This is a genomic window from Burkholderia sp. KBS0801 (assembly GCF_005937855.2).
GTDB lineage: Bacteria > Pseudomonadota > Gammaproteobacteria > Burkholderiales > Burkholderiaceae > Burkholderia > Burkholderia ambifaria.
The window spans coordinates 971,620-995,456 of record NZ_CP042179.1 but is presented as its reverse complement, the minus strand read 5'-3'; the positions used below and the strand labels follow the sequence as shown (position 1 = coordinate 995,456).

The following is a 23,837-nucleotide window of genomic DNA, read 5'->3' as shown; positions in this document are numbered from 1 at the left end:
GAATTTTTACACTTGATCGGACGTCGGCCGTCGATAAGATGAGGCCTCGATCAGCGCCGCACGATGAGAAGAACATGACAGAAAGAACGCTGTACGTAGTGGGAAACCGGTTTGAAGAGATCGCAGACGGTGACGCCATCGTGTCGTTCGACGATGCGCTCGAACGATGCCGGTCGGACCGGATCGACGCATCGCGGATATCGCTGCAGCAAGGCGTATCGGAACGCCAGCACCATACGCTGCAGGCTGCGCTCGCCGGCAACGAACACGTGCGGCTGGTGAGCTACTTCGACGAATACCGGCGCTGCAGCGGCGAACTCACGCATAAAGCGAAGCCGGAGAACACGTTGATTTCCGATCCGCAGACGTCGGCGGACGACAACAGCTACGCCGGCATCCTGATGATCGACGATGCATGCGCCGAGCTCAGCGACCACGTGACAGGCAAGCACGTCCAGTTCATGGTGCTGATCGAAGCGGCACGGCAAATGGGCAATGCGGTCACGCAGAAGTTTCATTCGACGGCCGCGAAGATCTATCTGGCCGAGGAGATTCGCGTCGGCTTCGCCACGTTCGTCTATCCGTTCGAGACGCGCATCGACTGCCGCGTGACGCGCCGCGATCTGCGCGCGACCGGTGACGGCAAGATGGCACTCGAGATCGGCTTCGTCCAGCAAGGCAAGATCGCGTGTCAGCTGTCGCTGGCATTCACGGTGCTGGACCGCAAGTTCGTGACGTCGCTTGAAATGAACGCGCTAAAAGCGTTCGTTCGCTGAGCCGCGCGTCCCGGCCGCGACAACGATCCGTTCGTACCGCCAACATGACCTACGCCTATTGCGCCGTTTTCGATCTGGACGAAACGCTGATCCGGCCGAAGAGCATGCTCAGCGTGCTCGACGCCTACCATCGTGCGTCGACAGCATCGCCGGCCGAAGCCGAGCGACGCATTGCGATGCTACGCGAGCGCGTCGCCGCGTTCGGCGCCAGCCATCCCGACCGCCGCGAGCAGAACCGCCATTTCTATAGGCAGCTCGCCGGCATTGAAGTCGCCGCGATGCGCGCGGCCGCGGCGCGGTGGTTCGAGGCCATGCGGCCGACGCTGTATCACGACGCGGTCGTCGACGAACTGGTCCTGCATCAGCGCAACGGCGCAGCCACGATCGTCGTAACGGGATCGTTCCGCGACGCGGTCGAACCGATCGCGGCCGACCTCGGCATCGAACACGTCGTCTGTGCCGAACCCGAAATCGCCGATGCGCGCTATACCGGCGAGCTGCTCGGCGCACCGACGATCGGGCAGGGCAAGGCCGACGCGCTCGGTGCGTACTTGTTCCGCCGCAGACTGTCGCTCGAAGTCGGCTACGCATACGGCGATCACGATTCCGATATTCCGCTGCTGAGTCTGGCGACGAGACCGGTAGCGGTGGGCGGACATCCCGCCCTGATCCGGCATGCCGCCAGCCGCGGCTGGCGCATCATTCATCACAGACAGGGGAAACAACATGGCCGACCGTGAATTCATCGACGCATTCGCCGCGCTGCTGGAAGTGCCTGCCGAGCGTATTACCGATTCCTTCGTCATGGCGGAGGAGGCGGTCTGGGATTCGCTGGCGTTCCTGAGCACGATCGCGCTGATCGATACGCACTACCAGCGGGTCGTCGATCCGGTGGCGATCCAGTCGGTGGTGACATTCGGGGAGCTCAAGCGACTGATTCATGCGGTCGAGGTCTGAATGGGCTACCGACGTTTCGAGCATGCCCGCATCGCCGGCGTATCGGCGGCCGTGCCGTCCCAGGTTCGCCTCAACGACGATCTGTCAGGAGATTCGACGGAGATCGGCCGCACCGCGAAGCTGTGCGGTATCGAAGCGCGTCACGTGGCGCCCGACGGCGTGTGCGCATCCGATCTGTGCTTCACGGCCGCGAACCATTTGCTGGACGGCCTCGGCTGGGCGCGCGAATCGATCGACATGCTGATCTTCTTGTCGCAGACACCCGACTACATCGTGCCAGCGACGAGCTGCGTACTGCAGCACCGGCTCGGCCTGTCGCAACGGTGCGCGTCGTTCGACATGAGCCTCGGCTGCTCGGGCTACATCTACGGGCTGATGGTGGCATTCGGCATGGTTGCGCCGGAAGGCGTGCGCCGCGTGCTGTTGCTGGTCGGCGACACGCCGAGCAAGCTAATCTCGCCGCACGACGTTCCGGCGAACGTGCTGTTCGGCGACGCGGGAACGGCAACGGCGATCGAGTACGACGACGATGCCGGCAGCAGTTATTTCTTTGCCGGGACCGACGGCATTGGCGGCCGGTCGCTAATCATTCCGGCGGGCGGTTACCGGATGCCGCGCAGCGGCGAGTCGGCGATACGGCGTCCGCATCCGGCCGATCAGGTCGTGCGCTCGGACGAAGACCTCTACATGGACGGCTCGGCGGTGTTCAGCCTCACGCTGAACCATGTGCCGAACCTCGTGCGCGAGCTGAGCGTCGTGTCGGGTTGGTCGATCGACAGTATCGACCACTGGCTGTTTCATCAGGCCAACCGCTTCATGCTCGACCATTTTTCGCGCAAGCTCGGCATCGCGTCCGAGCGGATGCTGACCAATATCGAGCGTTTCGGCAACACGAGTCCGCCGTCGATTCCGCTGCTGATGGTATCGGAAGGGCTGCAGTCGCGCGTGGGCGACCCGACCGAACGCCTCGGGCTCGTCGGATTCGGCGTCGGGTTCTCGTGGGCCGGCGCGTTTCTGCCGCGTGCGGATTTCCGCACGTTGCCGCTCGCTTATCACTGACATCCGGGGGCCGTGCCATGGCAGCAATCATCGACGCGGTCAGCTACGTGCTGCCCGCCGCTCAACTCGACAACGACACGCTCGCCGCCCGACATCCGGACTGGCCGATCGACAAAATTTCCGAGAAGACGGGCATCCGGCTCCGGCACACGTCCGCGCCCGACGAATTCAGTCTCGAACTCGCGATCGCGGCCGGCAGGAAGCTGATCGACGAACACGACGTCGATCCCGGCACGCTCGACTTCGTCATTCTGTGCAGCCAGACGCCGAAGTTCCTGATCCCGACCAGCGCGTGCTTGGTTCAGCACGCACTCGGCTTACCCATCGAGAGCGGCGCGCTCGACGTGAATCAGGGCTGCTCCGGATACGTGTCGTGCCTGATGCTCGCGGAAGGGCTTCTCGACAGCGGTCGGGCCAGCGGCGTGCTGCTGATCACGTCGGACACGTATACGAAGCTGGTCGATCCCGACGACCGCAGCCTGAAGACGATCATGGGCGACGCCGCGAGCGCATCCGTCATCCGGCGCGCCGGCAATCGCGGCACACGGGCGTTTTCGTTCGGCACCGACGGATCCGGCTATGCGCACATTACCGCGCAACGGAGCGCGCTCGCGGGCCTGACGAGCGGCGAAGCGTACCGGCCGGATTTCAGCATGCAAGGAACGGGCGTGTTCAATTTCGTGCTGAGCACGATTCCGTCGTTGATCGATGGTCTTCTGGACAAGGCGGGCGTCGCGCGCGACGACGTGGACCTGTTCGTATTCCACCAGGCCAACGCACACATGCTGGAGAGCGTCAGGCTCAAGATGGAAATCCCGCGCTCGCGGTTCTTCGTGAGCATGCAGGACGTGGGCAATACCGGTGCGACGAGCATCCCGATCGCACTCTACGAGGCATTGCGGCAAGAGCGGATCGGGCCGGGCCGGAAAGTCGTGCTCGCAGGATTCGGTGCGGGATTGTCGTGGAGCGCCAGTCTGATCGACTGGTGACGGAGCGCGGCGGGCGGTTCGGATCCGTTTCCGCCGGCTTGCGTCGATTGTCACTTTGAAAACCAAACGAACAGGTGAAGACCTATGAGTAACGATACGAAAGTGCTTGCCGACCGCGTCATTCGCGCATTCGAGGCGCGCGATATCCATTCGGTATCGGCGCTGCTTGCCGACGACGTCCGTCTCGAGGACGTGCCGCTCGGCGCCCATGTCGGCAAGCATGCCGTCGTCGAAAAGATAACGGACTTTTTCGGCAAGGCGAGCGCCTATCGTTGGGAGCGTCACCGCGTGATCACGCAGGACAACACGGCGATCGTCGAACGCACGAGCCATATCGCGCTGGGCGGAAAGGAGATTAAGCTGCCGATGCTCGTGATTCTCGAGTTCGACGCGAACGGCAAGCTGTCGCTCTTCAAGGACTATTTCGACCTGAAGACGCTGGAACAGCAGCTCGCATAAAGGGCCGGCCGGCGACCAGCTCGGCGGCGTTGCGGGTCGGGCCGCCGGCACGCGATACGACCGATACGAACGAGGGTGCACGTCATGACTGAATACGCAGCCACCATTCTCGGCTTCCGGTGTGCGGCCGAGACGGGCCGCCTCGGCCTGAAGGAGGCAGTCGACATGATCGGGAGCCGGCGGGCAGTCGCTGTGCTCCTCGATGTGGTGCCGCCGGACAGGCTGGACGACTGGTGGTCGGATCCGGCCTTTCCCGAACCGGTCCCGCATCGCAACCTGCCGAGCGCGGTCAATACCGGCATCGCGATCGGACCGACTCAGCGGGCGACGGGCCCCGACCTGGTCGCTGCGCTGATCGATTACCTGTCGTACGGTGGTAAGTACAACGGCAAGCTGAGCGGCACCCGGTTCGTGACGCTGCTGAAGAACGAACTGGACGCGGATGCGATCCGGATCGGCGAATGGGGCGAATTGCCGCTGGCGTCGAAGCGCGAATTTGCGCCGAAGGACGGGACGTACAGCATTCCGCCGCACTGCGACGCGATTCAGTTCGCACGCGATCGGTCGCTATGGCCGCTCGCGGATTACCAAATGGATTGCGATCAGGTGTCGGTGTTTCTGAACGCCGGCGACTCGCCCGAAGGCACGCAGCTCGTGCTGTGGGACGACCGGCCCGCCGACATCGCGGCGCTGGACGACATGATGCGCGAGTTCAACGAGACCGGGACGGTCGCCCGGCTCGACGGGGTGCCGTCGGTGGTCGTGAACGGCCGCCCCGGACAGCTGTACGTGCTGAATACGCGGGTCGTGCATGCGGTTCGACAATGCACCGCGCGGCGGAAGACGCTCGGTGCGTTTCTGGTTCACCGCGACGGCAAGTGGCACATGTTTCAGTGAACCCGATCCCGGCAGCCATAACGAGGCAATTCAATGAAGAAATGGATCGTTTTATTCTCGATCGGCATTTGCCTGCTCCTCGCCAATCTCGACATGACGATCGTGAATCTGGCGCTGCCGGAATTCTCGACCGAGTTCGGCGCATCGATGCAGCAGATCCAGCTGATCATCGTCAGCTATCTGACGGCGGCGGCAGCGTTCTTCTGCCTGTTCGGAAAACTGGCCGACAGCGTCGGAAGAAAGCGCGTGTTCATTTTCGGCGCGCTGCTGTTCACGGTCGCATCGCTGTACATCGGTGCGTTTTCGGGCACGGTCACGGAGATCATCGTCGCCCGCTTCATCCAGGGCACCGGATTCGCCGCGACGCTCGGTCTGGCGCTCGTGCTGATCGCGAATGCCTTCCCGGCGGACCAGAAAGGCTTCGCGACCGGCGTCGCGGTGACGATCACCGGCGTCGGCATGGCGCTCGGGCCGCCGACCGGTGGCTTCATCCTGCAATATCTGGGCTGGCGCTGGATCTTCCTGATGAACGTCCCGCTCGGCTTGCTGTCGATCGCGCTCACCTGGATGTTCGTCACGGACGATGCGGCCGACGAGCGCCGCCCGCTGGCGCTCGACGTCGCGGGCGTACCGTTCTATCTGTTTGCACTCGGCTGCCTGATCTACGTATCGAACATGCTGAGTACCGTCGCGACCGTCACACTCGCCGCGATCGCGGCGGCCGGGCTGGCGGCGGCCGCGATATTCATCCGTCGCAGCCTGCGCAAGCCGGCGCCGCTGATCAACGTTGCGCTGCTGACCAACCGCGGCTATCTGACGGTCATCCTGATCCGGATGATTTTCAATTACACGATGGCCAGCTTCCTGTTCGTGCTGCCGCTGTTCATGCAGAACATTCTCGACTATTCGAAGCTGAAGTCTGGGATGTGGCTGCTGTGCATGACGATCGCGGTCGCGTTCATCGCGCCGCTCGCGGGGAAGGTGATCGACCGCGTGGGCTTCCGGATTCCGACGCTCGTGTCGATGTCGCTGCTGTTCGTCAGTTGCGCGGCGTTCTGCCTGCTCGGGCCGGACACGTCGAGTGCGATATTCGTCGTCGGCCTGTTCTGCTTCGGCGTGTCCAACGGGATGCTGACGACCGCGACGATCAACGGGGTCACGACCCAGGTCTCGCCGAAGGACGCCGGTACGGCGATCGGCCTTTTCTTCACGCTCGTAATGGTCGGCTCGATGCTCGGCGTGAGCGTCGCGGGTCTCGTGCTGGATCGCGTCAGTCACGCGGAGGTGGCAGCGCGCATCGCGCATGCGTCGATTCCGCTGACCGCGCAGACGCGCGACGCGCTCTTCATGGCCGCGAACGGCAGCCGCAATATCGTCGGGTCGGGATTGCCGGACGACGCATCGACGTTCGCCGTCGTCAAGCAGATCGCGCATGCCGCGTACTTCTCGGCGCTCGGCAAGCTGATGACCGGCAACGCGCTGCTGACGCTGATCGGCGTCGGTCTTTGCGCGATGCTGTTGAGGAAACAACCATCGACCCCTATGTCCGGAGCGACGCATGCTATCGAGATTTCTGAGCCTTGAGCTTGGGCAGGTGCATTACCTGAGCAACGATCGAAGCGACCTTCCCGCACTGCTGCTGCTGCATGGCAATGCGTCGTCGGCTGCATCGTTCGACGATCTGGCGAACGCGCTGGACGGCCGGTTCCATTTGATTGCGCTGGATTTCCCCGGGCATGGCCGGTCGGACCGCTTGTCCATGCCCGCTGATGCATATGCATACAGCATGGAAGGCCTGCGCGATCTGCTAGTCAAGGCCATCGCGTGTCTCGGGCTTTCCGACTATTCGATCGCGGCGAACAGCCTCGGCGCCAATATCGCGGCACAGGCGTTGCCGTCGCTGCACGGATTGCGGGCGCTGATTCTGATGGCGAGCATCCACTCGTCGGGGAAGGACGATTTCTTCTCGAACGTGAAGCCCGACGCGCCGAGCAAGACGTCGCTCAAGCCTGTATTCGACGAGGCGGACATCGATGTGCTGACGCGCGCGTTCATTCATCCGTCCAGAGCCGGCAAGCCGTACGCGCGGATGGCACGCGACCTGCGCGAATCGGACGGCAACTTCCGTGAGCAGATCGTCCGCTTCATGGCGCTCCAGCATTGGCCCGACGAAATCGCGCTGCTGGCACGCAGCACGGTTCCGCTTCTGTACATCGGCGGGCGCGACGACGCCTTCATTCAGCACGCGTTCTACCGGAAGCTCGCGCAGCAGGTTCCGCAGCTCGATGGGCGCCTGCTGTTGCTCGACAACGTCAGCCACGTTCCGCATCTGGAGGATGCGTCCGCGTGCGCACGATCGATCGTCGAATTTGCCGAATCGCTGCGCTCGGAGGCGTCATGAGCGACGGCAGATTTACTGCGACGGCCGGCCGCGTGTATCTGAGCGGCGTTCAGGCGCTGGTGCGGCTGACCGTCATGCAGCGCATGCGCGACGCGGCCGCCGGCCTTTCGACTGCGGGTTTCGTTTCCGGCTATCGCGGGTCGCCGCTAGGCGGGCTCGACCTCGAATTCGTCCGCGCGCGCGACGTGCTGTCCGCGCACGAAATCCGGTTTCAGCCGGGCGTGAACGAGGAGTTGGCCGCGACGGCCGTATGGGGCACGCAGCAGGTCGATCTGATCGGCGAGTCGAAGTTCGACGGCGTGTTCGCGTTGTGGTACGGAAAGGGGCCGGGCGTCGATCGCTCGGTCGACGTGCTCAAGCACATGAACTATGCGGGCACGAGCGCGCATGGCGGCGTGCTGCTGGTCGCGGGCGACGATCACGGCGCCTATTCGTCGACCCTTCCGCATCAGAGCGACCATGTGTTCAGCGCCGCGATGATTCCTGTACTGTATCCTTGCAACGTCGACGAATACATCGAGCTCGGGCTGCACGGCTTTGCGATGTCGCGCTATTCGGGCTGCGCGGTGGGATTCAAGGCGCTCGCCGATACGGTCGAATCGTCGGCGAGCGTCGATGCGGATCCTTTCGCGGTTCGGATACGTATTCCGGAAGATCACGTGCTGCCGGAGGGCGGGTTGAACTGCCGGACATCGTCGGCCACGCTCGGGGCACAGGCGCGTGCGCAGGAGTGGCTCACGCATCAGCACAAGTACTTCGCGGTACTCGCGTATGCACGCGCGAACCGTCTGAATCGAGTCGTCGGCACAGCACCGCGCGCCCGCATCGGCATCGTGGCCACCGGCAAGAGCTATCTCGACGTGTGCGAGGCGCTGAAGCTGCTCGGCGTCGACGATAGCGGCGGTGCGGACGCGGCGATTCGGCTGTTCAAGGTCGCGATGCCGTGGCCGCTCGAGCCCGAAGGCGTTCACGAGTTCGCGCAGGGGCTGGACGAAATCGTCGTCGTCGAGGAGAAGCGGCCGATTGTCGAGCCGCAGATCCGGACGATGCTGTACGACTGGCCCGAAGCGCTGCGGCCGGCGATACACGGAAAAACGAACGAGTACGGCACGATCGGCGATTGCGATCCGGAGTCGGTCCTATCGTCCGTCGGCGATTTTTCAGTGATCCGCATCGCGCGCGTGATCGCCGGACGACTCGAGCGACTGTTCGGCACGCAAGCGTTCCGCTCGCGGCTTCAAGCGTTCGAGCAATCGCTCGACGTCGTGCAGCGTGCGCGCTCAATACCGGCGCGGTCCGCGTACTACTGTTCGGGCTGCCCGCACAGCACGTCGACGCGCGTGCCGCCCGGCAGCGTCGCGCTTGCCGGCATCGGTTGCCACGTGATGGCGACGTCCATTTATCCGGAACACAACCGAACGTTCACGCAGATGGGCGGCGAAGGCGCCACGTGGATCGGTCAGGCGCCGTTCTCGAACCGACCGCACGTATTCGCGAATCTTGGCGACGGCACCTATTTCCATTCCGGCTATCTCGCGATTCGCGCGGCGGTCGCGGCCGGCACCCGCATCACGTACAAGATCCTGTACAACGATGCCGTCGCGATGACAGGCGGTCAGTCCGTCGACGGGACGATCACGGTGCATGCCATGGCGCGCCAGCTGGCCGCGGAAGGCGTGCGGAAGATCGCCGTGGTGACGGACGACGTCGCGCGCTACGCGAACAGGGACGGACTTGCCGATCACGTGACGATCCATCCGCGCGATGCGTTTGACGACGTGCAACGCGCGCTGCGCGAAGTCGACGGTGTGTCGGTGCTCATCTACGACCAGGTCTGCGCGGCGGAGAAGCGCCGGCGCGTCGTGCGCGGGACGCTGCCCGCGACGAGACGCCGTGCGTTCGTCAATGCGCACGTGTGCGAGGACTGCGGCGACTGCGGAAAAGTGTCGAACTGTTCGGCGATCGTGCCGGTCCACACGCCGCTCGGGCGCAAGCGGACGATCAACCAGACGTCGTGCAACCACGATTTCTCGTGCACTGACGGCTTTTGCCCGAGCTTCGTCACGGTCGTCGGCGGGGCGCTACGCAAGCGCACGGCGCGCCCCGACAGCGCGCCGGACAGCATCGAACCTGCGCTGCCGACGCCCGCGCTGCCCGCCGTGTCGGCGCGCCCGTTCAACATACTGGTATGCGGAATCGGCGGCACCGGCGTTATTACGATCGGTGCGCTGCTCGGCCGCGCAGCGCATCTTGAGGGCAAGGGCGTGTCGGTGCTCGACATGACCGGCATGTCGCAGAAGAACGGCGCCGTGACGTGTCACGTCCGTATCTTCGACGCGCCGGGCGATACGTGGGCGCAACGCATCCCGTCCGCGCATGCCGATCTACTGCTCGGCTGCGACATGCTGACAGCGGCAGCGCCGGACGCCGTCGAACGCGTGGGCCGGGACAGAACGGTCGTGACGTTGAACGGTCACGAGCAGCAGCCCGGCTACGCCGCACAACTGAGCGACTGGCAATTTCCGCGGGACGAAGTCGAGCAATTACTGGCCGACGCGGCGGGGCGCGAGGTCGACGTAATAGACGCGAACCGGCTTGCGACGCAGCATTTCGGCGACGAGATGCTCGCCAATATCGTAATGCTCGGCTATGCGTGGCAGCGCGGCCGGGTACCGTTGTCCGAAGCGTCGCTGCTACGTGCGATCGAGCTCAACGGTGTCGCAGTCGAGAAGAATCGAGCGGCATTTGCGCTCGGAAGGCGCGCTGCGGCCGCAGAGACGGGCGATCGCCAGCCCCGGCAGCAGGCGATCGTGTGGGCGCGTCCGCAATCGCTCGACGCGTCGATCTCCCGGCACGGTGCGTTTCTCGCCGCATATCAGCATTCGCGTTATGCGGCGCGCTATCGGGATTTCGTCGAGCGCGTTCGGGCGGCGGAGCGCGCGGCGTGTGCCAAGGACGCAATTGCGCGGGCCGTCGCGGAGAATCTGTTCCGGCTGATGGCGTACAAGGACGAATACGAAGTGGCGCGCCTGTATGTCGACCCCGAGTTCGGTCGCACGCTCGACGAAACGTTCGAAGGCGCGTACACGCTGCGCTTCCACTTTGCACCGCCGATGTTGCCGCTCCGGCGCCGCGGTGCGATTGCGACGAAGCGCACGTTCGGGCCATGGTTCATCGTCGTGCTTCGTATGCTTGCTGCATGCCGGGCGGTGCGCGGCACATGGCTCGATCCGTTCGGCCATACCGCCGAGCGCAAGTCGGAGCGCCGGCTGATCGACGAGTACATGGCCGGAATCGATCAGGCGCTGGCAACGCTCGACAGCGAGCGTTACGACACCGTGCTCGAGCTCGCGCGACTACCCGAGCAGATTCGCGGATATGGCCACGTGAAAGCCGCCCGTATGCGGCAGGCATCGCAAACGTGGAACGGCCTGCTCGCGCGGTTGACCGGCCGTGAAGTCGCGCGGGACGGCGTACCGACGGCGACGGACGACCCGCATTTCGACCCACTCGCCGTCGCGTTCCCGCAGCGGAGTCAGTCGTGAGCGGTCCGTGCGCTTTTGCGCCGATTCACCGCGTCGATGCGCCGCGTGTGCGCCTGTATTGCTTTCATCATGCGGGGGGCAATGCATCGAGCTTCTCGTCGTGGGCGGGAAAACTCGCGGACGGAGTCGAGATATGGGCGGCACAATTGCCGAATCGATTCGGCACCGCGCACCGCACGCGCGCAACGATCGACACGGTGCTGCCCGCGATGCTCGCCGCGTTCGATGCGTTGCATGTCGGCGACGCCCGCGCCGTTCCGTTCGCGTTCTACGGACATAGCCTCGGCGCGTTGCTCGCATTCGAACTCGCGCGCGCGCTGTTTGCGGCGCGCAAACGCGGACCGGCTGTACTGGCCGTGTCCGGACACCGTGCGCCCGATCGTCCGTTGCGGCGCGCACCGCTGCACGACCTCGACGACGACGCGTTCGTCGCGCAGCTACGCGCGTTGGGCGGAATAGCCGACGGTCTGCTGGACGATTCGCGGTTGCGGCCGTTTCTGCTGCCGATGCTGCGAGCCGATCTGTACATGTCGGAGGCCTATTCGCCGTTGCTGGAGCAGTTGCTGGCCATTCCTTTGATCGGATTTCGGGGCGAATCGGACCCGCTTCTTACGGCAGACGAATTCGACGGCTGGACCGCGCACACCACCGCATCCTGCAATTTGCATACGTTGCCGGGAGGTCATTTTTTCGACGATGCAGCCATGAGCCAACTGCAGGACCTGCTGTCAGATGCATTGCTGAGGACGGTCGCGGCAACGGTCTAGGTGTTGCCGTTCGAAGTTTCTACTAACAGTGGCCACAGATACTGCTAACGGCTTCAACAATAGGAACCCGCGCGATGCGGGCCAACCGGAATCGCGCGTGATCGACACGCCGCCGCACTACGCCCGGTCGAGCAGGTCGACGAGCAGCCTGGCCCCGTCGGCCCCCTTCGTGGAATCGGTCCACAGCCGGTCGATCATCTTCCGGTACATCGCGACGGCATCCGCCGACGTGGTGATCGTCGCGATGCCGGTACGAATGTTCGGCAGCTCGCCGAGCCGGAACGGCGATACAGCGATATGCGCGCTGTCGTCGTCCTCGAAGATCTGGAAGGTCTCGTTCGGCAGGTTGTCGCTGACGATGCCGATACGCACGCCTTTCGCATCGTCCTCGAGCATCCCGACGATCCGCATCACTTCCCGCCGCGCGGCGAGTTTGCGCTCGAGCTGCACGCCCGGCGGCAGCCCGAGGCGGCCGACCAGGCCGTGGTGCAGGAACTGCTCGATCTGGCGCAGCCCGATCAGGCTCGTCACGTTCAGCGGTGCGCGCCGGAACGCGGCTTTCCGGTCCGCGAGGATCGCCATCACTTTCGACAGCGTCTGCCGCCACGCGGCATCGGTCAGCGACGGCGGGATGCTTTCCTCGAGCATCTGGCGCAGCCAGCCTTCGTAATCGTCGGAGGTCAGCAGGAACGAGAACGGATCGAAATGCGCGAAGATCCGCTGCGAGCGGCTCTCGATCTGCCGCATGCGCTCGAAATAGCTGATCGCCGAATCGTGATACTCGACCTCGACGCCCATCAGGTTAGCGAGCGACACGCCGAACAGCGCGGCGAGCCGCTCGAGCGTATCGATCTTTACAATCTCGCCACGTTCGAGCTTGTAGACTGCCGCGCGCGAGATGTTCAGGCGCTCGGCGACATCCTCGCTGCGCAACTCGGCAGCCATCCGGTACGCGCGCAAGCGCTCGCCAATGCTGTCGAAGTCGAAGCGCGCGCCGCGCAGACGCGTTTTTCGGGAACCGGCGGTGGACATGAAGTACCTCTGGGTGGCGGGTGAAAAATCGACAGACACCGCGTTGCGCGACCGCGCCGCGCCGCCATCCTGCCGGGGGCATCGCGAAGATCGATGTTTGTCTATTTTTTTGTATCGGGTATTTTAACGTAGCCGACAACGGATGCTCGCACATCCGCGGCTTGCGCTCGCCTTGTGCGCGGTAACGGCCTGCGACTGGTCCGTGTCCGTGCGCGTGCACATCGTCTAAATATTTGGACGACCCGGCGAGCGCGCAGACGCTGTCGGCGATAGAGGCATCGCACCTTCCAGACATTCCCACGTGCCGGCCCATTGCGCCGGGAGGAGAAAAGCATGACGTTGCAGATCCCGCGCGCCCGATTTCGGGCAGGATTCCTGATGGCCGGCGCGGCAGGCGCCATTGGCACCGCGCCGCTCGCGCACGCGCAGTCGAGCGTGACGCTGTACGGCGTCGCGGACGCTTTCGTCGGTTCGGTGAAGCAACCCGGCGGGCGCACGGCGCTCGTGCAGTCGGGCGGCGGGATGACGACGTCGTTCTGGGGGCTCGGCGGCAGCGAGGATCTCGGCAACGGCAACAAGGCGTTCTTCGTGCTCGAAAGCTACTTTCAACCGCAAAGCGGCGCGTACGGCCGCTACGCCGGGGACAGCCTGTTTTCGCGCAATGCGTACGCGGGATTGCAGACGCGGTTCGGCCAGCTTCGTCTTGGCCGGATCACGACGCCGCTGTATCTCGCGACGATCCAGTTCAACCCGCTGTTCAATTCGTACACGTTCTCGCCGATGATCTTCCACACGTTCAAGGGCGTGGGCGCCGAGGGCGTGGTCGGCGATTCGGCGTGGAACAACGCGCTCGCCTATACGAGCCCGACGTTCGGCGGATTCAATGCGGGGCTGCTGTATGCACTCGGCAATACGGCCGGCCGGAACGGCGCGAAGAAATGGAGCGTCAACGCGAACTACGCGCGCGGCGCGTTCGCGGCCGCCGTGGTCTTCCAGTACGTGAATTTCAGTGCGACGCCTGGCGATCTCGACGGCGCGCTCGCCGCGGCGCCGGGCCTGTCGAGCCAGCGCACGGTGCAGGTCGGCGCGTTGTACGACTGGCGTGTCGTGAAGCTGTTCGCGCAGTACATGAACGTCGCGAACCGCGCGCAGCGCGGCAACTTCCACGGCGATACGCTGCAGGCCGGCGTCAGCGTGCCGATCGGCGTGGGTTCGCTGCTGGCGAGCTACGCGTATACGCATTCGAGCGGGGCGCTCGCCGACGGCGCGCATCGCAGCACCGGCGCGCTCGGCTACGACTATCTGCTGTCGAAGCGCACCGACCTCTATTCGGCGATCAAGGTCGATCACGTCGGCGGGCTGTCGACCGGCATCACGTACGGCGCGGGCCTGCGCACGCGCTTCTGACGCAGGCATCGCGATGCGAGGCTTCCCGGTTTACCCCGATACATGGGACGCTTGCATTCCGTTTTTGATGCGGGTAGTCTAAATATTTAGACGAGGAGGAAAGCATGAACCTTATGGACGCCACGCAGTGGCTGGCACAGGACGTCGTCGGCTTTTCCGACATTCACCGGTTCGCGACGCGCTGCCGGGACGCGGCGGCGCCGCACGGGCGGGAATCGGCGGCGCTGGTACTGCTCGCACAGGCGGCCGCGACGTTCGCCGAACGGCAGGAGGGCGTGGCGGTCTGCACGGAGACGGTGCAGTCGTTTCTCGCCGAACTGCGCGAGCACGCGCGGCGGCTGAGCGATGCGAGCGGGCGCTCGGACGACGCGCTGCTCGCGGCGCTCAACGGCTTCGCCGCGCAGGTGTCGAAGGAACTGGTCGTCTGATGCGCGACGCCGGCGCGAATCCGCCCGGGCCACGCCCTTAAGCTGTGCGATGCCGACGATCAGGTTGTGGTCCGTCTGTCTAAAAAAAACGACAAACGACCGCGAGGCGGACCGCCGGCATCGATATTCCCTCCTCACGATACGGACAATCATGGAAGCGAACCTTCGATCCTCCGCTGCCGCGCCCGCCGACGCACCGCCCGAACGGGTGTCGCGCTACGCGTGGAAAGTGCTGGCCGGCTCGGCCATCGGCTATGCGATGGACGGCTTCGACCTGCTGATCCTCGGCTTCATGCTGCCGGCAATTGCGGCGTCGCTGCAGCTCGGCGCGCAGCAGGCGGGGGCGCTCGTCACGTGGACGCTGGTCGGCGCGGTCGCGGGCGGCGTGATTTTCGGCGCGCTCAGCGATCGCTACGGCCGCGTGCGCGTGCTGACCTGGACGATCCTGCTTTTCGCGGTGTTCACCGGGCTGTGCGCGTTCGCACAGGGCTTCTGGGATCTGCTCGCGTACCGGACCATCGCCGGCATCGGCCTCGGCGGCGAATTCGGCATCGGCATGGCGCTCGCGGCCGAAGCGTGGCCTGCAGCCAAGCGCGCCCGCGTGTCGTCGTACGTGGCGCTCGGCTGGCAGAGCGGCGTGCTCGCGGCGTCGCTGCTGACGCCGCTGCTGCTGCAGAGCGTCGGCTGGCGCGGCATGTTCGCGATCGGCGTGCTGCCCGCGATCGTCGCCTGGGTGCTGCGCAACAAGCTGCACGAGCCGGAAGTGTTCGTCCGGAGCCCGCAGCCGGCGCGCACGGGCGCGCGTTTCCGGCTGCTGTTCGCCGATGCGCGCACGACCCGCACGAGCATCGGCATCGTCGTGCTGTGCGCGGTGCAGAACTTCGGCTACTACGGGATCATGATCTGGATGCCGACGTTCCTGTCGAAGCAGCTCGGCTTCTCGCTGACGAAATCCGGATTGTGGACCGCCGTGACCGTGCTCGGGATGATGGCCGGCGTCTGGCTGTTCGGACACCTGGCCGACCGGATCGGCCGCAAGCCGACGTTCCTGCTGTACCAGCTCGGCGCGGTGGCGATGGTGTTCGCGTATTCGCGGCTGACGGACCCGGCCACGATGCTGTGGGCCGGCGCGCTGATGGGCATGTTCGTGAACGGCATGGTCGGCGGCTACGGCACGCTGATGTCCGAAGCGTACCCGACCGCGGTGCGGGCGACCGCGCAGAACGTGCTGTGGAACGTCGGTCGTGCGATCGGCGGCCTCGGGCCGCTCGTCGTCGGCGCGCTCGCCGCGCGCTATTCGTTTCAGATCGCGATCGCGATGCTGGCCGCGCTGTACGTGCTCGACATGATCGTCACGGTCACGCTGATTCCGGAACTGAAGGACCGCGCGCTCGACTGACGCGCGCGCCTCCCGCCCAACCGTAACGAGGAGAGAACGATGGACGTGATCGACGGGGCGCGCGCCTGCGCGCAGCCGTGGGCGGCCACGGTCGCCACGCACGCGTGCGACGTGGTCGCGCATCGCGCGGTGAACCGGCGCTATCGCTATCTGCGCGTGCGCGCCGACGCGCCGCTCGCGAGCGTCACGCAGGCCGGCCAGTTCTATCAGCTCGTCTGTCCCGTCAGCGATCTGCACCGGCCATTCCTGCCGCGCCCGATGAGCGTGTACGGCGTCGGCCCCGGCGCCGGCGAAATCGAGTTCCTGTACAACGTGACCGGCGAAGGCACGCGGGCGCTCGCGCAGCTCGGTGTCGGCGCGCGGCTGTCGATCGTCGGGCCGCTCGGCCGCCCGTTCACGCTCGACGCCGGTGCGCGACGGCTGCTGCTCGTCGCGCGCGGCGTCGGTCTCGCGACGATGGCGCCGCTCGTGCAGCGCGCGGCGCGGGCGGGCATCGCGCTGACGGTCGTGATGTCGGCGCGCACGCCGGACGACCTGATGACCGCGGAATTCCTGCGCGGCGCGCCGGCCGACGTGCATGCGGTGTTCGACAGCGACGGCTCGTCGGCGGTCGCGAACGTGGACGCGCTGCTGCGCGCCGCGATCGGGCGCGATCGGCCCGACGCGGTCTACACGTGCGGTTCGCAACGGTTGCTCGCGCTGCTGCAGCGCGTGCTCGCCGGCCATCCATCGATGCGCGGCGAGGTCGCGCTCGAGCAGCGGATGGCATGCGGGATGGGCGTCTGCCTGTCGTGCGTGCGGATGTTCGACGACGGCGCGACCCGCGCATTCCGGCGCGTGTGCCGCGAGGGCCCGGTGTTCGCGATTCGCGACGTGGTGACGGAGGCGGAGGTGGAAGTTGGCTGACCTGAGCGTACGCGTGGGCGAACTGCGCCTGCGCAATCCCGTGATGCCGGCATCCGGCTGTTTCGCGATCGAGTATCGCGATGCGCTCGACCTGACCGGGCTCGGCGCGCTCGTGATCAAGAGCGTGTCGCCCGTCAGCCGCCCGGGCAACCCGACGCCGCGTGTCGCCGACGCGGGCGACGGCATGCTGAATTCGATCGGCATTCCGAGCCGCGGCATCGACGACTATCTCGAACACGTGCTGCCCGCGTACACGGGCCACGGCACGCCGGTCGTCGCGTCGGTGTCCGCCGATACGGCGGACGCGTTCGCGCGCGCGTGCGAGGCGCTGTCGCGGCCGGACGTCGCGGCGATCGAGGCGAACATCTCGTGCCCGAATCTCGAGGCGGACGGCATGGCGTTCGGGATGGACGCGGGCATGACCCGGCAGGTCGTCGACGCGATCCGAACGCGCACCGGGCATCCGCTGTGGGTGAAGCTGACGCCGAACGCGGGCAACATCGCGAAGATCGCGCAAGCGGCGCAGGACGCGGGCGCCGATGCGATCGTGATGGGCAACACGGTGCTCGGCATGTCGATCGACGTGCGCACGCGCCGGCCGTCGCTCGGCAACGTGATGGGCGGCCTGTCCGGGCCGTCGATCAAGCCGATCGCGCTGCGGCTCGTCCACCAGTGCTACCGCGCCGTGTCGATTCCGGTGATCGGCTGCGGCGGCATCCGGAGCGCCGCCGACACCATCGAGTTCCTACTCGCCGGCGCGAGCGCGGTGCAGGTGGGCACTGCGTCGTTCCGCGATCCGGGCGTGATGCGCACGATCATCGACGGGCTCGAGCAGTTTTGCGCGGACGAGGGCATCGGCGCGATCGCGTCGCTGACCGGGCAGGTCAGGCTCGACGCGGAGCTGAGCGAGCGTTGGCAGCGCTTTTGCGCGGCGCCGGCGCGCGCGCTCGGCACGACGGCGGGGGCGTGATGAACGCGCATACCGACAGGCCGGACGCGCCGGCGGACATCGAAGTGCACGACGCGGCGGCGCTGCCGCTTGCGGAACTGACGGCCCTCGCCGAGCAGTGGTTCGACGAGATCCGCGTGCTGTCGGCCGACGGCGTGGGCGTCACGCGCGAGAGCTACGGCGACAGCGAAACGGCGGCCGCGCAGCGGCTGGCGGCGCACGCCGAACGCGAGGGCATCGCGGTGCGCGCCGACCGCGCGGCCAACCTGGTCTTCAGCCTGCCCGACGCGGACCCGCATGCGCGTGCGATCTGGGTCGGCTCGCATCTCGACTCGGTGCCGCATGGCGGCAACTACGACGGGCTCGCGGGCATCGTCGCGGGGCTGCTGTGCCTCGTCGCGCAACGGCGCAGCGGCGCCGCGTCGCCGCACCCGTTGAACGTGATCGCGCTGCGCGGCGAAGAGAGCGCCTGGTTCGGCAAGGCCTACATGGGATCGAGCGCGCTGTTCGGCCGGCTGACGCCGGACGATCTCGCGATGAAGCATCGCAGCACCGGCCGCCCGCTGGCCGACTGCATGGCGGCGGCAGGCGTCGACATCGACGCGGTGCGGGCGCGCAAGCCGCTGTTCGACGTGCGGCGCGCGCATGCGTATCTGGAGCTCCACATCGAGCAGGGGCCCGTGATGGTCGCGCGCGGGCTGCCGGTCGCGGTCGTGTCCGGCATTCGCGGCAACGTGCGGCACAACTCCATCAGCTGCATCGGCGAGGCCGGCCACTCCGGCGCGGTGCCGCGCGACCTGCGGCACGACGCGATCTTCGCGGTCGCCGAGCTGATCACGCGGCTCGACGAGCACTGGCGCAGGCTGCTCGAACGCAACATCGATCTCGTCGTGACGACCGGCATCGTGTCGACCGACCAGGACGAGCATTCGATTTCGCGGATTCCCGGCCAGGTGCATTTCAGCTTCGAGGCGCGCAGCGAGAGCACGGAGACGCTCGACGTCTTCCATGAGCTGCTGATCGCCGAATGCAATTCGATCGCGCGCGAGCGTGGCGTGCGATTCGATTTCGACCGGCGGTTGGCGAGCGCGCCGGCGCGGATGGATGCCACCCTGCGCGCCGCGCTTGCCGACGCGTGCACGCGGCTCGACGTGCCGTATGCGACGCTGCCGAGCGGCGCGGGCCACGACGCGGCGCTGTTCGCGAACGCGGGCGTGCCGAGCGGGATGCTGTTCGTGCGCAACGATCACGGGTCGCACAACCCGCACGAGGCGATGTCGATCGATGATTTCATGCTGGGCGTGCGCGTGCTCGCCGACACGATTGCGCGGCTGTGACCGGCGACACGGGAAGCGATGGCGGCCGACGCGCCGTGGATCCGGACGGCGTGCGGGTTCACGCCGACGGAACGTGTGCGCCCGCGCCGCCTTCCGCGCGGTTCACGTGCGCGAGCACGAATGCATAGACGTCATCGAGCGCCGACACGATGCGCGTGCCGGCCGCGACGCCATCGAACGCGCTCGCGGGCCCGGTGCAGATCAACGGCTTCGCGAAGCGCGTCGCGAGGCGGATCTCGTCGAGCGTGCCCTTGCTCCCCGGCAGCGCGACGACGACGTCGCTCGTCAGCACGTTCACGTAGTTGCGGCTCAATGCGTCGTCCGGCGCGTCCGCTTCCTTGCGCGGGAGTGGCGTGACGATAGGCAGGTCGATGAACGGATTCGGATAGCCGGCGATCGGCACGAAGCCGAACAGCGGGTGCGCTTCGCTCGGCACGATGCCGATCGAACGGCCGCGGCGCCCCGGCGTCGTCGCGTACGCGCGCGCGATCGACAGCATCACGCCGCGGCCGGCGCCGGTCAGCAGGTCGAATCCTTGCGCGGCGATCCACGTTCCGAGCGGCGTCGCCAACTCCGGCCATTCGTTCTTGCCCGAGCCCATCACGCCAATGATCGCCATCTTGTCCTCCTGGTTGGCCGACGCGCGGCGCGTCGATCTCAGCGATCGCGCGTGCCGGTCGTCTTTTTAATTATACACATCGGCCGATTTATGGCGATGCGACGGCGATGACGGGCCGAAAATTGTGGACTTTCCCGTCTTGCATTTTCCCTTCACTTTATTTAGTCTAAAAAAATAGATTTTCGACGGGCGTATCGCGACTCGAGGGTTCGCCGGTACGCAGACGTCTCCGGGGCGATACAGCCCGCTACAACCTGAGAGAGAGGTGTATTCATGCTTGACCACGCCACCAACGAATTGCTGACCCGCGTGGGGCCCGGCACGCCGTGCGGCGAGTTGCTGCGTCGCTACTGGCATCCGGTCGGTTATTCGTCGGAGCTGGCCGAAGCCGGCCAGACGAAACGCGTGCGGATTCTCGGCGAGGATCTGGTGCTCGCGCGCACCGGCAACGGCGGCGTGCTGCTCGTGCAGGAGCGTTGCCCGCATCGCGGTGCATCGCTGCTGTACGGCTTCGTCGAGGAAGCCACGATCCGCTGCGCGTATCACGGCTGGCAGTACAACGCGGCCGGCGAATGCGTGGAGCGGCCGTTCGAATCGGCGAAGGCGAGCCGCGTCTGCAAGAAGCTGATCGACAGCTATGCGACGCACGAATGCGGCGGGCTGATCTTCGCATACATGGGGCCGGCGGAGCAGAAGCCCGCGTTTCCGAACTGGGACATCCTCGTGCGCAACGACGGCGTCCGCCATTTCGAGGTGCAGGACGATCTCGCGTGCAACTGGTTCCAGGTGCAGGAAAACGCTGTCGACGTCACGCACACCTTCTATACGCACTCGAAATACTTCGAGCACCTCGGCATGCGCGACGCGTCCGGGTTCGGCAAGCCGTTCAAGCGGTTCGGCTTCCAGCGCTTCGACTGGGGCATCGTGAAGAGCTGGGAGTACGAAGGCGAGGGCCGTGGCTGGGGCAACCTGATGGTGTTCCCGAACATGCTGCGGATCATGACCGAGATGCACTGGCGCGTGCCGGTCGACGATACGACGACGCGGATCGTCTGGGTGTCGTTCACGCCGAACGCGGACGGCGCGCAGCCGCCCGCGGACGAGGCGCCGAAGATCGTCCGGCAGCCGGCGCGCACCGACGCGGCGGGCCGCTACCTGATGGACACGTTCATGAGCCAGGATGCGATGGCGGTCGAGACGCAGGGCCCGATCTTCGATCGTTCGCGCGAGAACCTCGGCGCGTCCGATCGCGGGATCGTGATGTTCCGCCAGATGCTGCAGGAGCAGATCGACGCGGTCGCGCGCGGCGAGCGGCCGGTCGCGAACGTGTACGGCGGCGCGCCGGACGTGACCGACCTGCGCGCATGGATGGGCGGCTATCTGCCGATGAGCTGCGCGCCGGACCCGACATTCCGCCAGCAGCGCGAATTCGGCGACATCTTCGACGAGTCGCACGTCGAATACGAGATCCCGGCGAACTCGCCGGTGATGCGCGCTTGAGCGGCGGTGCGCTCGGCGGGCCGGGCCGCGGCGCCGGCATGCTGACGGGCGGCCGCGTCACGGCCGCGCTGCTCGCGGCGGGGCTCGCGAGCGTCGCCGCGCTCGGCGCGCGCGGCACGCTGTCGGCCGGCGACGCACGCATCGTCGCGATTGTGTTCACCTGCATCGTGCTGTGGGCGACGGGCGCGGTCGCGAGCCTGTGGGTGTCGCTGCTGTTTTTCTTCCTCGCGGCGACCTGCACGGCGGTGCCCACCGCCGAGATCTTCTCCGGCTTCGGGTCGAGCGCGTTCTGGCTCGTGTTCAGCGGCGCGGCGATCGGCTTCGCGCTGAAGGAGAGCGGCCTGAGCGAACGGATCGGCATCGCGCTCGCGCGCCGGATCGGCGGCTCGTATCTGAAGGCGCTGCTCGCATTCGCGATCCTGAGCTTCCTGCTGTCGCTCGTGATGCCGTCGACGTTCGGGCGGATCGCGATCCTGGTTCCGATCGCGATCGGCTACTGCGACGTCGTGAAGCTCGGCGCGCACGCGAACGGGCGGCGCGGCATCCTGCTGCTCGTGATCGTCGGCTCGTACGAGCTGGCTGCCGCGGTGCTGCCCGCGAACCTGCCGAACGTGATCATGGCGGGGATTCTCGAGCAGTCGCACGGGATGCATCTGCGCTTCTCCGAGTATCTGCTGCTGTTCTTTCCGGCCGGCGTGATCGTGCGCGGCGCGGTGCTGGTGCTCGCGTCCTGGTGGCTGTTCGCGGATACGGTCGGCGAAGTCGAGATACCGGCGGCGCGCGTCGCGCTCGGCCGCCGCGAATGGCACGCGATCGTGCTGCTGGCGATCACGCTCGCGCTCTGGTTCACCGACGCCGTGCATCGCATCGCGCCCGGCTGGGTCGGGCTCGGCTTCGCGCTCGTCTACTTCGGCACGTCGCCGCCCGCGCAGCTCGAGCGCTTCACCGCGACGCTGAAGATGGACCTGCTGTGGTTCATCGCGGCGATCATCGGGCTGACCGCGCTCGTCAACCATCTCGACATGCGCGTGCCGGACACGCTCGCGCTGGACGCGCTGCGCGACAGCCCGATGCTCGTGTACTTCGCGCTGACCGCGCTGTCGATCGTCGTTTGCTTCGCGGTCACGTCGAATGCGGAACCGGCGCTATACGTGCCGATCGTGTCGCGCCTGCTCGCGCATGGGCTGCACCTGAAGGCCGGCCTGCTCGCGCAGGTGATGGGCTATGCGACCACGGTCCTGCCGTACCAGTCGCCGCCGATCGTGTTCGGCAACGCGCTCGCGCAGTTGGACCGGGGTGCGGTGCTCCGGTACTGCATCGCGACGGCGCTGCTGGGCGTGGTGTTCGTGATCCCGGTCAATGCGTTGTGGTGGCGGCTGATCGGGCTGATGTGAGTTTTCCTGAACGGTGAATCCAATGATCGAAAACGATCTGCTTGCCGCGCGCGTGATTGCGCGCGAGCGCGTCGCGTGCGACGTGATTTCGCTGCGCCTCGTCAGCGACGCGCCGGGTCTCGCCCTGCCGGCGTTCGAAGCCGGCGCGCATATCGACCTGCATCTGCGCGATGGGCTCACGCGCAAGTATTCGCTGTGCAACGATCCGGTCGAGCGCGGCGTGTACGAGATCGCGATCAAGCGCGAGCCGGCGTCGAGCGGCGGCTCCGCGCACGTGCACGATGCGATCCGGGTAGGCGACGTGCTGCGGATCGGCGCGCCGCTGAATTACTTCCCGCTCGCGCCGGACGACAGCCCGGCCGTGCTGCTCGCCGCCGGGATCGGCGTGACGCCGTTGCTCGCGATGGCGCATAGCCTGGTGCGCGCGGGGCGGTCGCTCGCGTTCCACTACTTCGTGCGTTCGGCCGACGCGGCCGCGTACGGGGCGACGCTCGCGTCGCGGCTCGCGGACGTCGCGACGATGCACACGGGGCTGACGCCCGACGCGACCCGAGACGCGATCACGACGATCGTCGGCGCAATGGATTCGCGCTCGCATCTGTATTTCTGCGGACCGGCGCCGTTCATGGCGGCCGTCGACGCGATCGCGCGCCCGGCGCTCGGCGATGCGCGGCTTCATCACGAGTATTTTTCCGCGCCAACCGCGGAGCCTGCCGACGGCGAGGCCGACGCGTTCCGGATCGAGCTCGCGCGCTCGCAGCGCGCGCTGCTCGTGCCGCCGGGGCAGTCGATCACCGATGTGCTGTACGAGCACGGCATCGCGGTCGCCACGTCGTGCGAGGCGGGCGTGTGCGGCGCATGCCGGACGACCGTGCTCGAGGGCACGCCCGATCATCGGGACGCGTTCCTGAGTGCGGCGGAAAAGGCCCGCAACGATTGCATGATGCCGTGCGTGTCGCGATGCCGCGGCGAACGGCTCGTGCTGGATCTCTGAGCCGTCACGGGGGGCTGTGTGC

The 23,837-nt window shown here is 66.4% G+C and carries 22 protein-coding genes; 20 read left to right on the top strand and 2 right to left on the bottom strand.

Annotated elements, in window-relative coordinates; genetic code table 11:
* The first annotated feature begins 74 nt into the window (after positions 1-74).
* From FFI87_RS34040 to FFI87_RS33990, 11 genes are all read left to right on the top strand, one after another.
* On the top strand, positions 75-776 hold the full coding sequence (locus tag FFI87_RS34040; RefSeq protein ID WP_012372071.1) for an AfsA-related hotdog domain-containing protein: 702 nt from the start codon (positions 75-77) through the stop codon (positions 774-776).
* A 44-nt stretch (positions 777-820) separates the two neighbouring features.
* The gene (locus tag FFI87_RS34035) at positions 821-1,516 is read left to right on the top strand and encodes an HAD family hydrolase (RefSeq protein ID WP_012372070.1); all 696 of its coding nucleotides are present in this window, start codon (positions 821-823) and stop codon (positions 1,514-1,516) included.
* Complete coding sequence (locus FFI87_RS34030) at positions 1,503-1,733, top strand: hypothetical protein (RefSeq protein ID WP_012372069.1); 231 nt, start codon at positions 1,503-1,505, stop codon at positions 1,731-1,733. The genes FFI87_RS34035 and FFI87_RS34030 overlap by 14 nt, the downstream gene beginning before the upstream one ends.
* On the top strand, positions 1,734-2,792 hold the full coding sequence (locus tag FFI87_RS34025; protein ID WP_138850705.1) for a 3-oxoacyl-ACP synthase III family protein: 1,059 nt from the start codon (positions 1,734-1,736) through the stop codon (positions 2,790-2,792). It abuts the gene before it with no gap.
* Between the two features lie 17 nt (positions 2,793-2,809).
* Positions 2,810-3,781: a 3-oxoacyl-ACP synthase III family protein gene (locus FFI87_RS34020; RefSeq protein WP_012372067.1), complete on the top strand. Its 972-nt coding sequence runs from the start codon at positions 2,810-2,812 to the stop codon at positions 3,779-3,781.
* An 84-nt stretch (positions 3,782-3,865) separates the two neighbouring features.
* The gene (locus FFI87_RS34015) at positions 3,866-4,240 is read left to right on the top strand and encodes a nuclear transport factor 2 family protein (protein ID WP_012372066.1); all 375 of its coding nucleotides are present in this window, start codon (positions 3,866-3,868) and stop codon (positions 4,238-4,240) included.
* 84 nt (positions 4,241-4,324) lie between these two features.
* The gene (locus FFI87_RS34010; RefSeq protein WP_012372065.1) at positions 4,325-5,137 is read left to right on the top strand and encodes a hypothetical protein; all 813 of its coding nucleotides are present in this window, start codon (positions 4,325-4,327) and stop codon (positions 5,135-5,137) included.
* Positions 5,138-5,170: 33 nt separating this feature from the next.
* On the top strand, positions 5,171-6,721 hold the full coding sequence (locus FFI87_RS34005) for an MFS transporter (protein ID WP_138850704.1): 1,551 nt from the start codon (positions 5,171-5,173) through the stop codon (positions 6,719-6,721).
* The gene (locus FFI87_RS34000) at positions 6,696-7,538 is read left to right on the top strand and encodes an alpha/beta fold hydrolase (protein ID WP_012372063.1); all 843 of its coding nucleotides are present in this window, start codon (positions 6,696-6,698) and stop codon (positions 7,536-7,538) included. The genes FFI87_RS34005 and FFI87_RS34000 overlap by 26 nt, the downstream gene beginning before the upstream one ends.
* Positions 7,535-11,083: an indolepyruvate ferredoxin oxidoreductase family protein gene (locus FFI87_RS33995; protein ID WP_138850703.1), complete on the top strand. Its 3,549-nt coding sequence runs from the start codon at positions 7,535-7,537 to the stop codon at positions 11,081-11,083. Before FFI87_RS34000 ends, FFI87_RS33995 begins: the two co-directional genes overlap by 4 nt.
* Positions 11,080-11,850 carry a thioesterase II family protein gene (locus tag FFI87_RS33990; RefSeq protein WP_012372061.1) on the top strand — a complete coding sequence of 257 codons (771 nt, stop codon included), beginning with the start codon at positions 11,080-11,082 and terminating at the stop codon, positions 11,848-11,850. The genes FFI87_RS33995 and FFI87_RS33990 overlap by 4 nt, the downstream gene beginning before the upstream one ends.
* 117 nt (positions 11,851-11,967) lie before the next feature.
* Here FFI87_RS33990 and FFI87_RS33985 read toward each other — a convergent pair whose 3' ends face one another.
* Positions 11,968-12,882: a helix-turn-helix domain-containing protein gene (locus FFI87_RS33985; protein WP_085043334.1), complete on the bottom strand. Its 915-nt coding sequence runs from the start codon at positions 12,880-12,882 to the stop codon at positions 11,968-11,970.
* 333 nt (positions 12,883-13,215) lie between these two features.
* On the opposite strand from FFI87_RS33985, the gene FFI87_RS33980 reads away from it, so the two are divergent.
* From FFI87_RS33980 to FFI87_RS33955, 6 genes are all read left to right on the top strand, one after another.
* Positions 13,216-14,289 carry a porin gene (locus tag FFI87_RS33980; protein WP_012372059.1) on the top strand — a complete coding sequence of 358 codons (1,074 nt, stop codon included), beginning with the start codon at positions 13,216-13,218 and terminating at the stop codon, positions 14,287-14,289.
* A 104-nt stretch (positions 14,290-14,393) separates the two neighbouring features.
* Positions 14,394-14,717, top strand: a complete 324-nt coding sequence (locus FFI87_RS33975; RefSeq protein WP_138850702.1) for a hypothetical protein — start codon at positions 14,394-14,396, stop codon at positions 14,715-14,717.
* Positions 14,718-14,868: 151 nt separating this feature from the next.
* Positions 14,869-16,116, top strand: coding sequence for an MFS transporter (locus tag FFI87_RS33970; RefSeq protein ID WP_138850701.1), 1,248 nt, complete (start codon positions 14,869-14,871; stop codon positions 16,114-16,116).
* 39 nt (positions 16,117-16,155) lie between these two features.
* Positions 16,156-17,022, top strand: a complete 867-nt coding sequence (locus tag FFI87_RS33965; protein WP_138850700.1) for a dihydroorotate dehydrogenase electron transfer subunit — start codon at positions 16,156-16,158, stop codon at positions 17,020-17,022.
* Positions 17,015-17,992, top strand: a complete 978-nt coding sequence (locus FFI87_RS33960; protein ID WP_138850699.1) for a dihydroorotate dehydrogenase — start codon at positions 17,015-17,017, stop codon at positions 17,990-17,992. The genes FFI87_RS33965 and FFI87_RS33960 overlap by 8 nt, the downstream gene beginning before the upstream one ends.
* On the top strand, positions 17,992-19,308 hold the full coding sequence (locus FFI87_RS33955; protein WP_138850698.1) for a Zn-dependent hydrolase: 1,317 nt from the start codon (positions 17,992-17,994) through the stop codon (positions 19,306-19,308). Before FFI87_RS33960 ends, FFI87_RS33955 begins: the two co-directional genes overlap by 1 nt.
* A gap of 58 nt (positions 19,309-19,366) precedes the next feature.
* On the opposite strand, the gene FFI87_RS33950 is transcribed toward FFI87_RS33955, so the two are convergent.
* Complete coding sequence (locus FFI87_RS33950; RefSeq protein ID WP_006754644.1) at positions 19,367-19,927, bottom strand: hypothetical protein; 561 nt, start codon at positions 19,925-19,927, stop codon at positions 19,367-19,369.
* 273 nt (positions 19,928-20,200) lie between these two features.
* Here FFI87_RS33950 and FFI87_RS33945 point away from each other — a divergent pair, with 273 nt between their 5' ends.
* The 3 genes from FFI87_RS33945 to FFI87_RS33935 are packed head-to-tail and all read left to right on the top strand — an operon-like array spanning position 20,201 to position 23,815.
* A complete protein-coding gene (locus FFI87_RS33945) occupies positions 20,201-21,427 on the top strand; it encodes an aromatic ring-hydroxylating dioxygenase subunit alpha (protein ID WP_011660790.1) in 1,227 nt (408 codons plus the stop codon).
* A complete protein-coding gene (locus FFI87_RS33940; protein ID WP_138850697.1) occupies positions 21,424-22,821 on the top strand; it encodes an SLC13 family permease in 1,398 nt (465 codons plus the stop codon). The genes FFI87_RS33945 and FFI87_RS33940 overlap by 4 nt, the downstream gene beginning before the upstream one ends.
* Before the next feature lie 22 nt (positions 22,822-22,843).
* Positions 22,844-23,815: a PDR/VanB family oxidoreductase gene (locus FFI87_RS33935; protein WP_138850696.1), complete on the top strand. Its 972-nt coding sequence runs from the start codon at positions 22,844-22,846 to the stop codon at positions 23,813-23,815.
* Positions 23,816-23,837 lie beyond the last annotated feature (22 nt).

Excerpts from the sequence above, each read along its gene's own strand:
- FFI87_RS33955 (WP_138850698.1), top strand. The coding sequence starts at position 17,992 with ATGAACGCGCATACCGACAGGCCGGACGCGCCGGCGGACATCGAAGTG.
- FFI87_RS34015 (WP_012372066.1), top strand. The coding sequence starts at position 3,866 with ATGAGTAACGATACGAAAGTGCTTGCCGACCGCGTCATTCGCGCATTC.
- FFI87_RS33970 (WP_138850701.1), top strand. The coding sequence starts at position 14,869 with ATGGAAGCGAACCTTCGATCCTCCGCTGCCGCGCCCGCCGACGCACCG.
- FFI87_RS34030 (WP_012372069.1), top strand. The coding sequence starts at position 1,503 with ATGGCCGACCGTGAATTCATCGACGCATTCGCCGCGCTGCTGGAAGTG.
- FFI87_RS34010 (WP_012372065.1), top strand. The coding sequence starts at position 4,325 with ATGACTGAATACGCAGCCACCATTCTCGGCTTCCGGTGTGCGGCCGAG.
- FFI87_RS33985 (WP_085043334.1), bottom strand. The coding sequence starts at position 12,882 with ATGTCCACCGCCGGTTCCCGAAAAACGCGTCTGCGCGGCGCGCGCTTC.
- FFI87_RS33950 (WP_006754644.1), bottom strand. The coding sequence starts at position 19,927 with ATGGCGATCATTGGCGTGATGGGCTCGGGCAAGAACGAATGGCCGGAG.
- FFI87_RS34025 (WP_138850705.1), top strand. The coding sequence starts at position 1,734 with ATGGGCTACCGACGTTTCGAGCATGCCCGCATCGCCGGCGTATCGGCG.
- FFI87_RS33945 (WP_011660790.1), top strand. The coding sequence starts at position 20,201 with ATGCTTGACCACGCCACCAACGAATTGCTGACCCGCGTGGGGCCCGGC.
- FFI87_RS33975 (WP_138850702.1), top strand. The coding sequence starts at position 14,394 with ATGAACCTTATGGACGCCACGCAGTGGCTGGCACAGGACGTCGTCGGC.
- FFI87_RS33935 (WP_138850696.1), top strand. The coding sequence starts at position 22,844 with ATGATCGAAAACGATCTGCTTGCCGCGCGCGTGATTGCGCGCGAGCGC.
- FFI87_RS34000 (WP_012372063.1), top strand. The coding sequence starts at position 6,696 with ATGCTATCGAGATTTCTGAGCCTTGAGCTTGGGCAGGTGCATTACCTG.
- FFI87_RS33995 (WP_138850703.1), top strand. The coding sequence starts at position 7,535 with ATGAGCGACGGCAGATTTACTGCGACGGCCGGCCGCGTGTATCTGAGC.
- FFI87_RS34035 (WP_012372070.1), top strand. The coding sequence starts at position 821 with ATGACCTACGCCTATTGCGCCGTTTTCGATCTGGACGAAACGCTGATC.
- FFI87_RS34020 (WP_012372067.1), top strand. The coding sequence starts at position 2,810 with ATGGCAGCAATCATCGACGCGGTCAGCTACGTGCTGCCCGCCGCTCAA.
- FFI87_RS33965 (WP_138850700.1), top strand. The coding sequence starts at position 16,156 with ATGGACGTGATCGACGGGGCGCGCGCCTGCGCGCAGCCGTGGGCGGCC.
- FFI87_RS34040 (WP_012372071.1), top strand. The coding sequence starts at position 75 with ATGACAGAAAGAACGCTGTACGTAGTGGGAAACCGGTTTGAAGAGATC.
- FFI87_RS34005 (WP_138850704.1), top strand. The coding sequence starts at position 5,171 with ATGAAGAAATGGATCGTTTTATTCTCGATCGGCATTTGCCTGCTCCTC.
- FFI87_RS33980 (WP_012372059.1), top strand. The coding sequence starts at position 13,216 with ATGACGTTGCAGATCCCGCGCGCCCGATTTCGGGCAGGATTCCTGATG.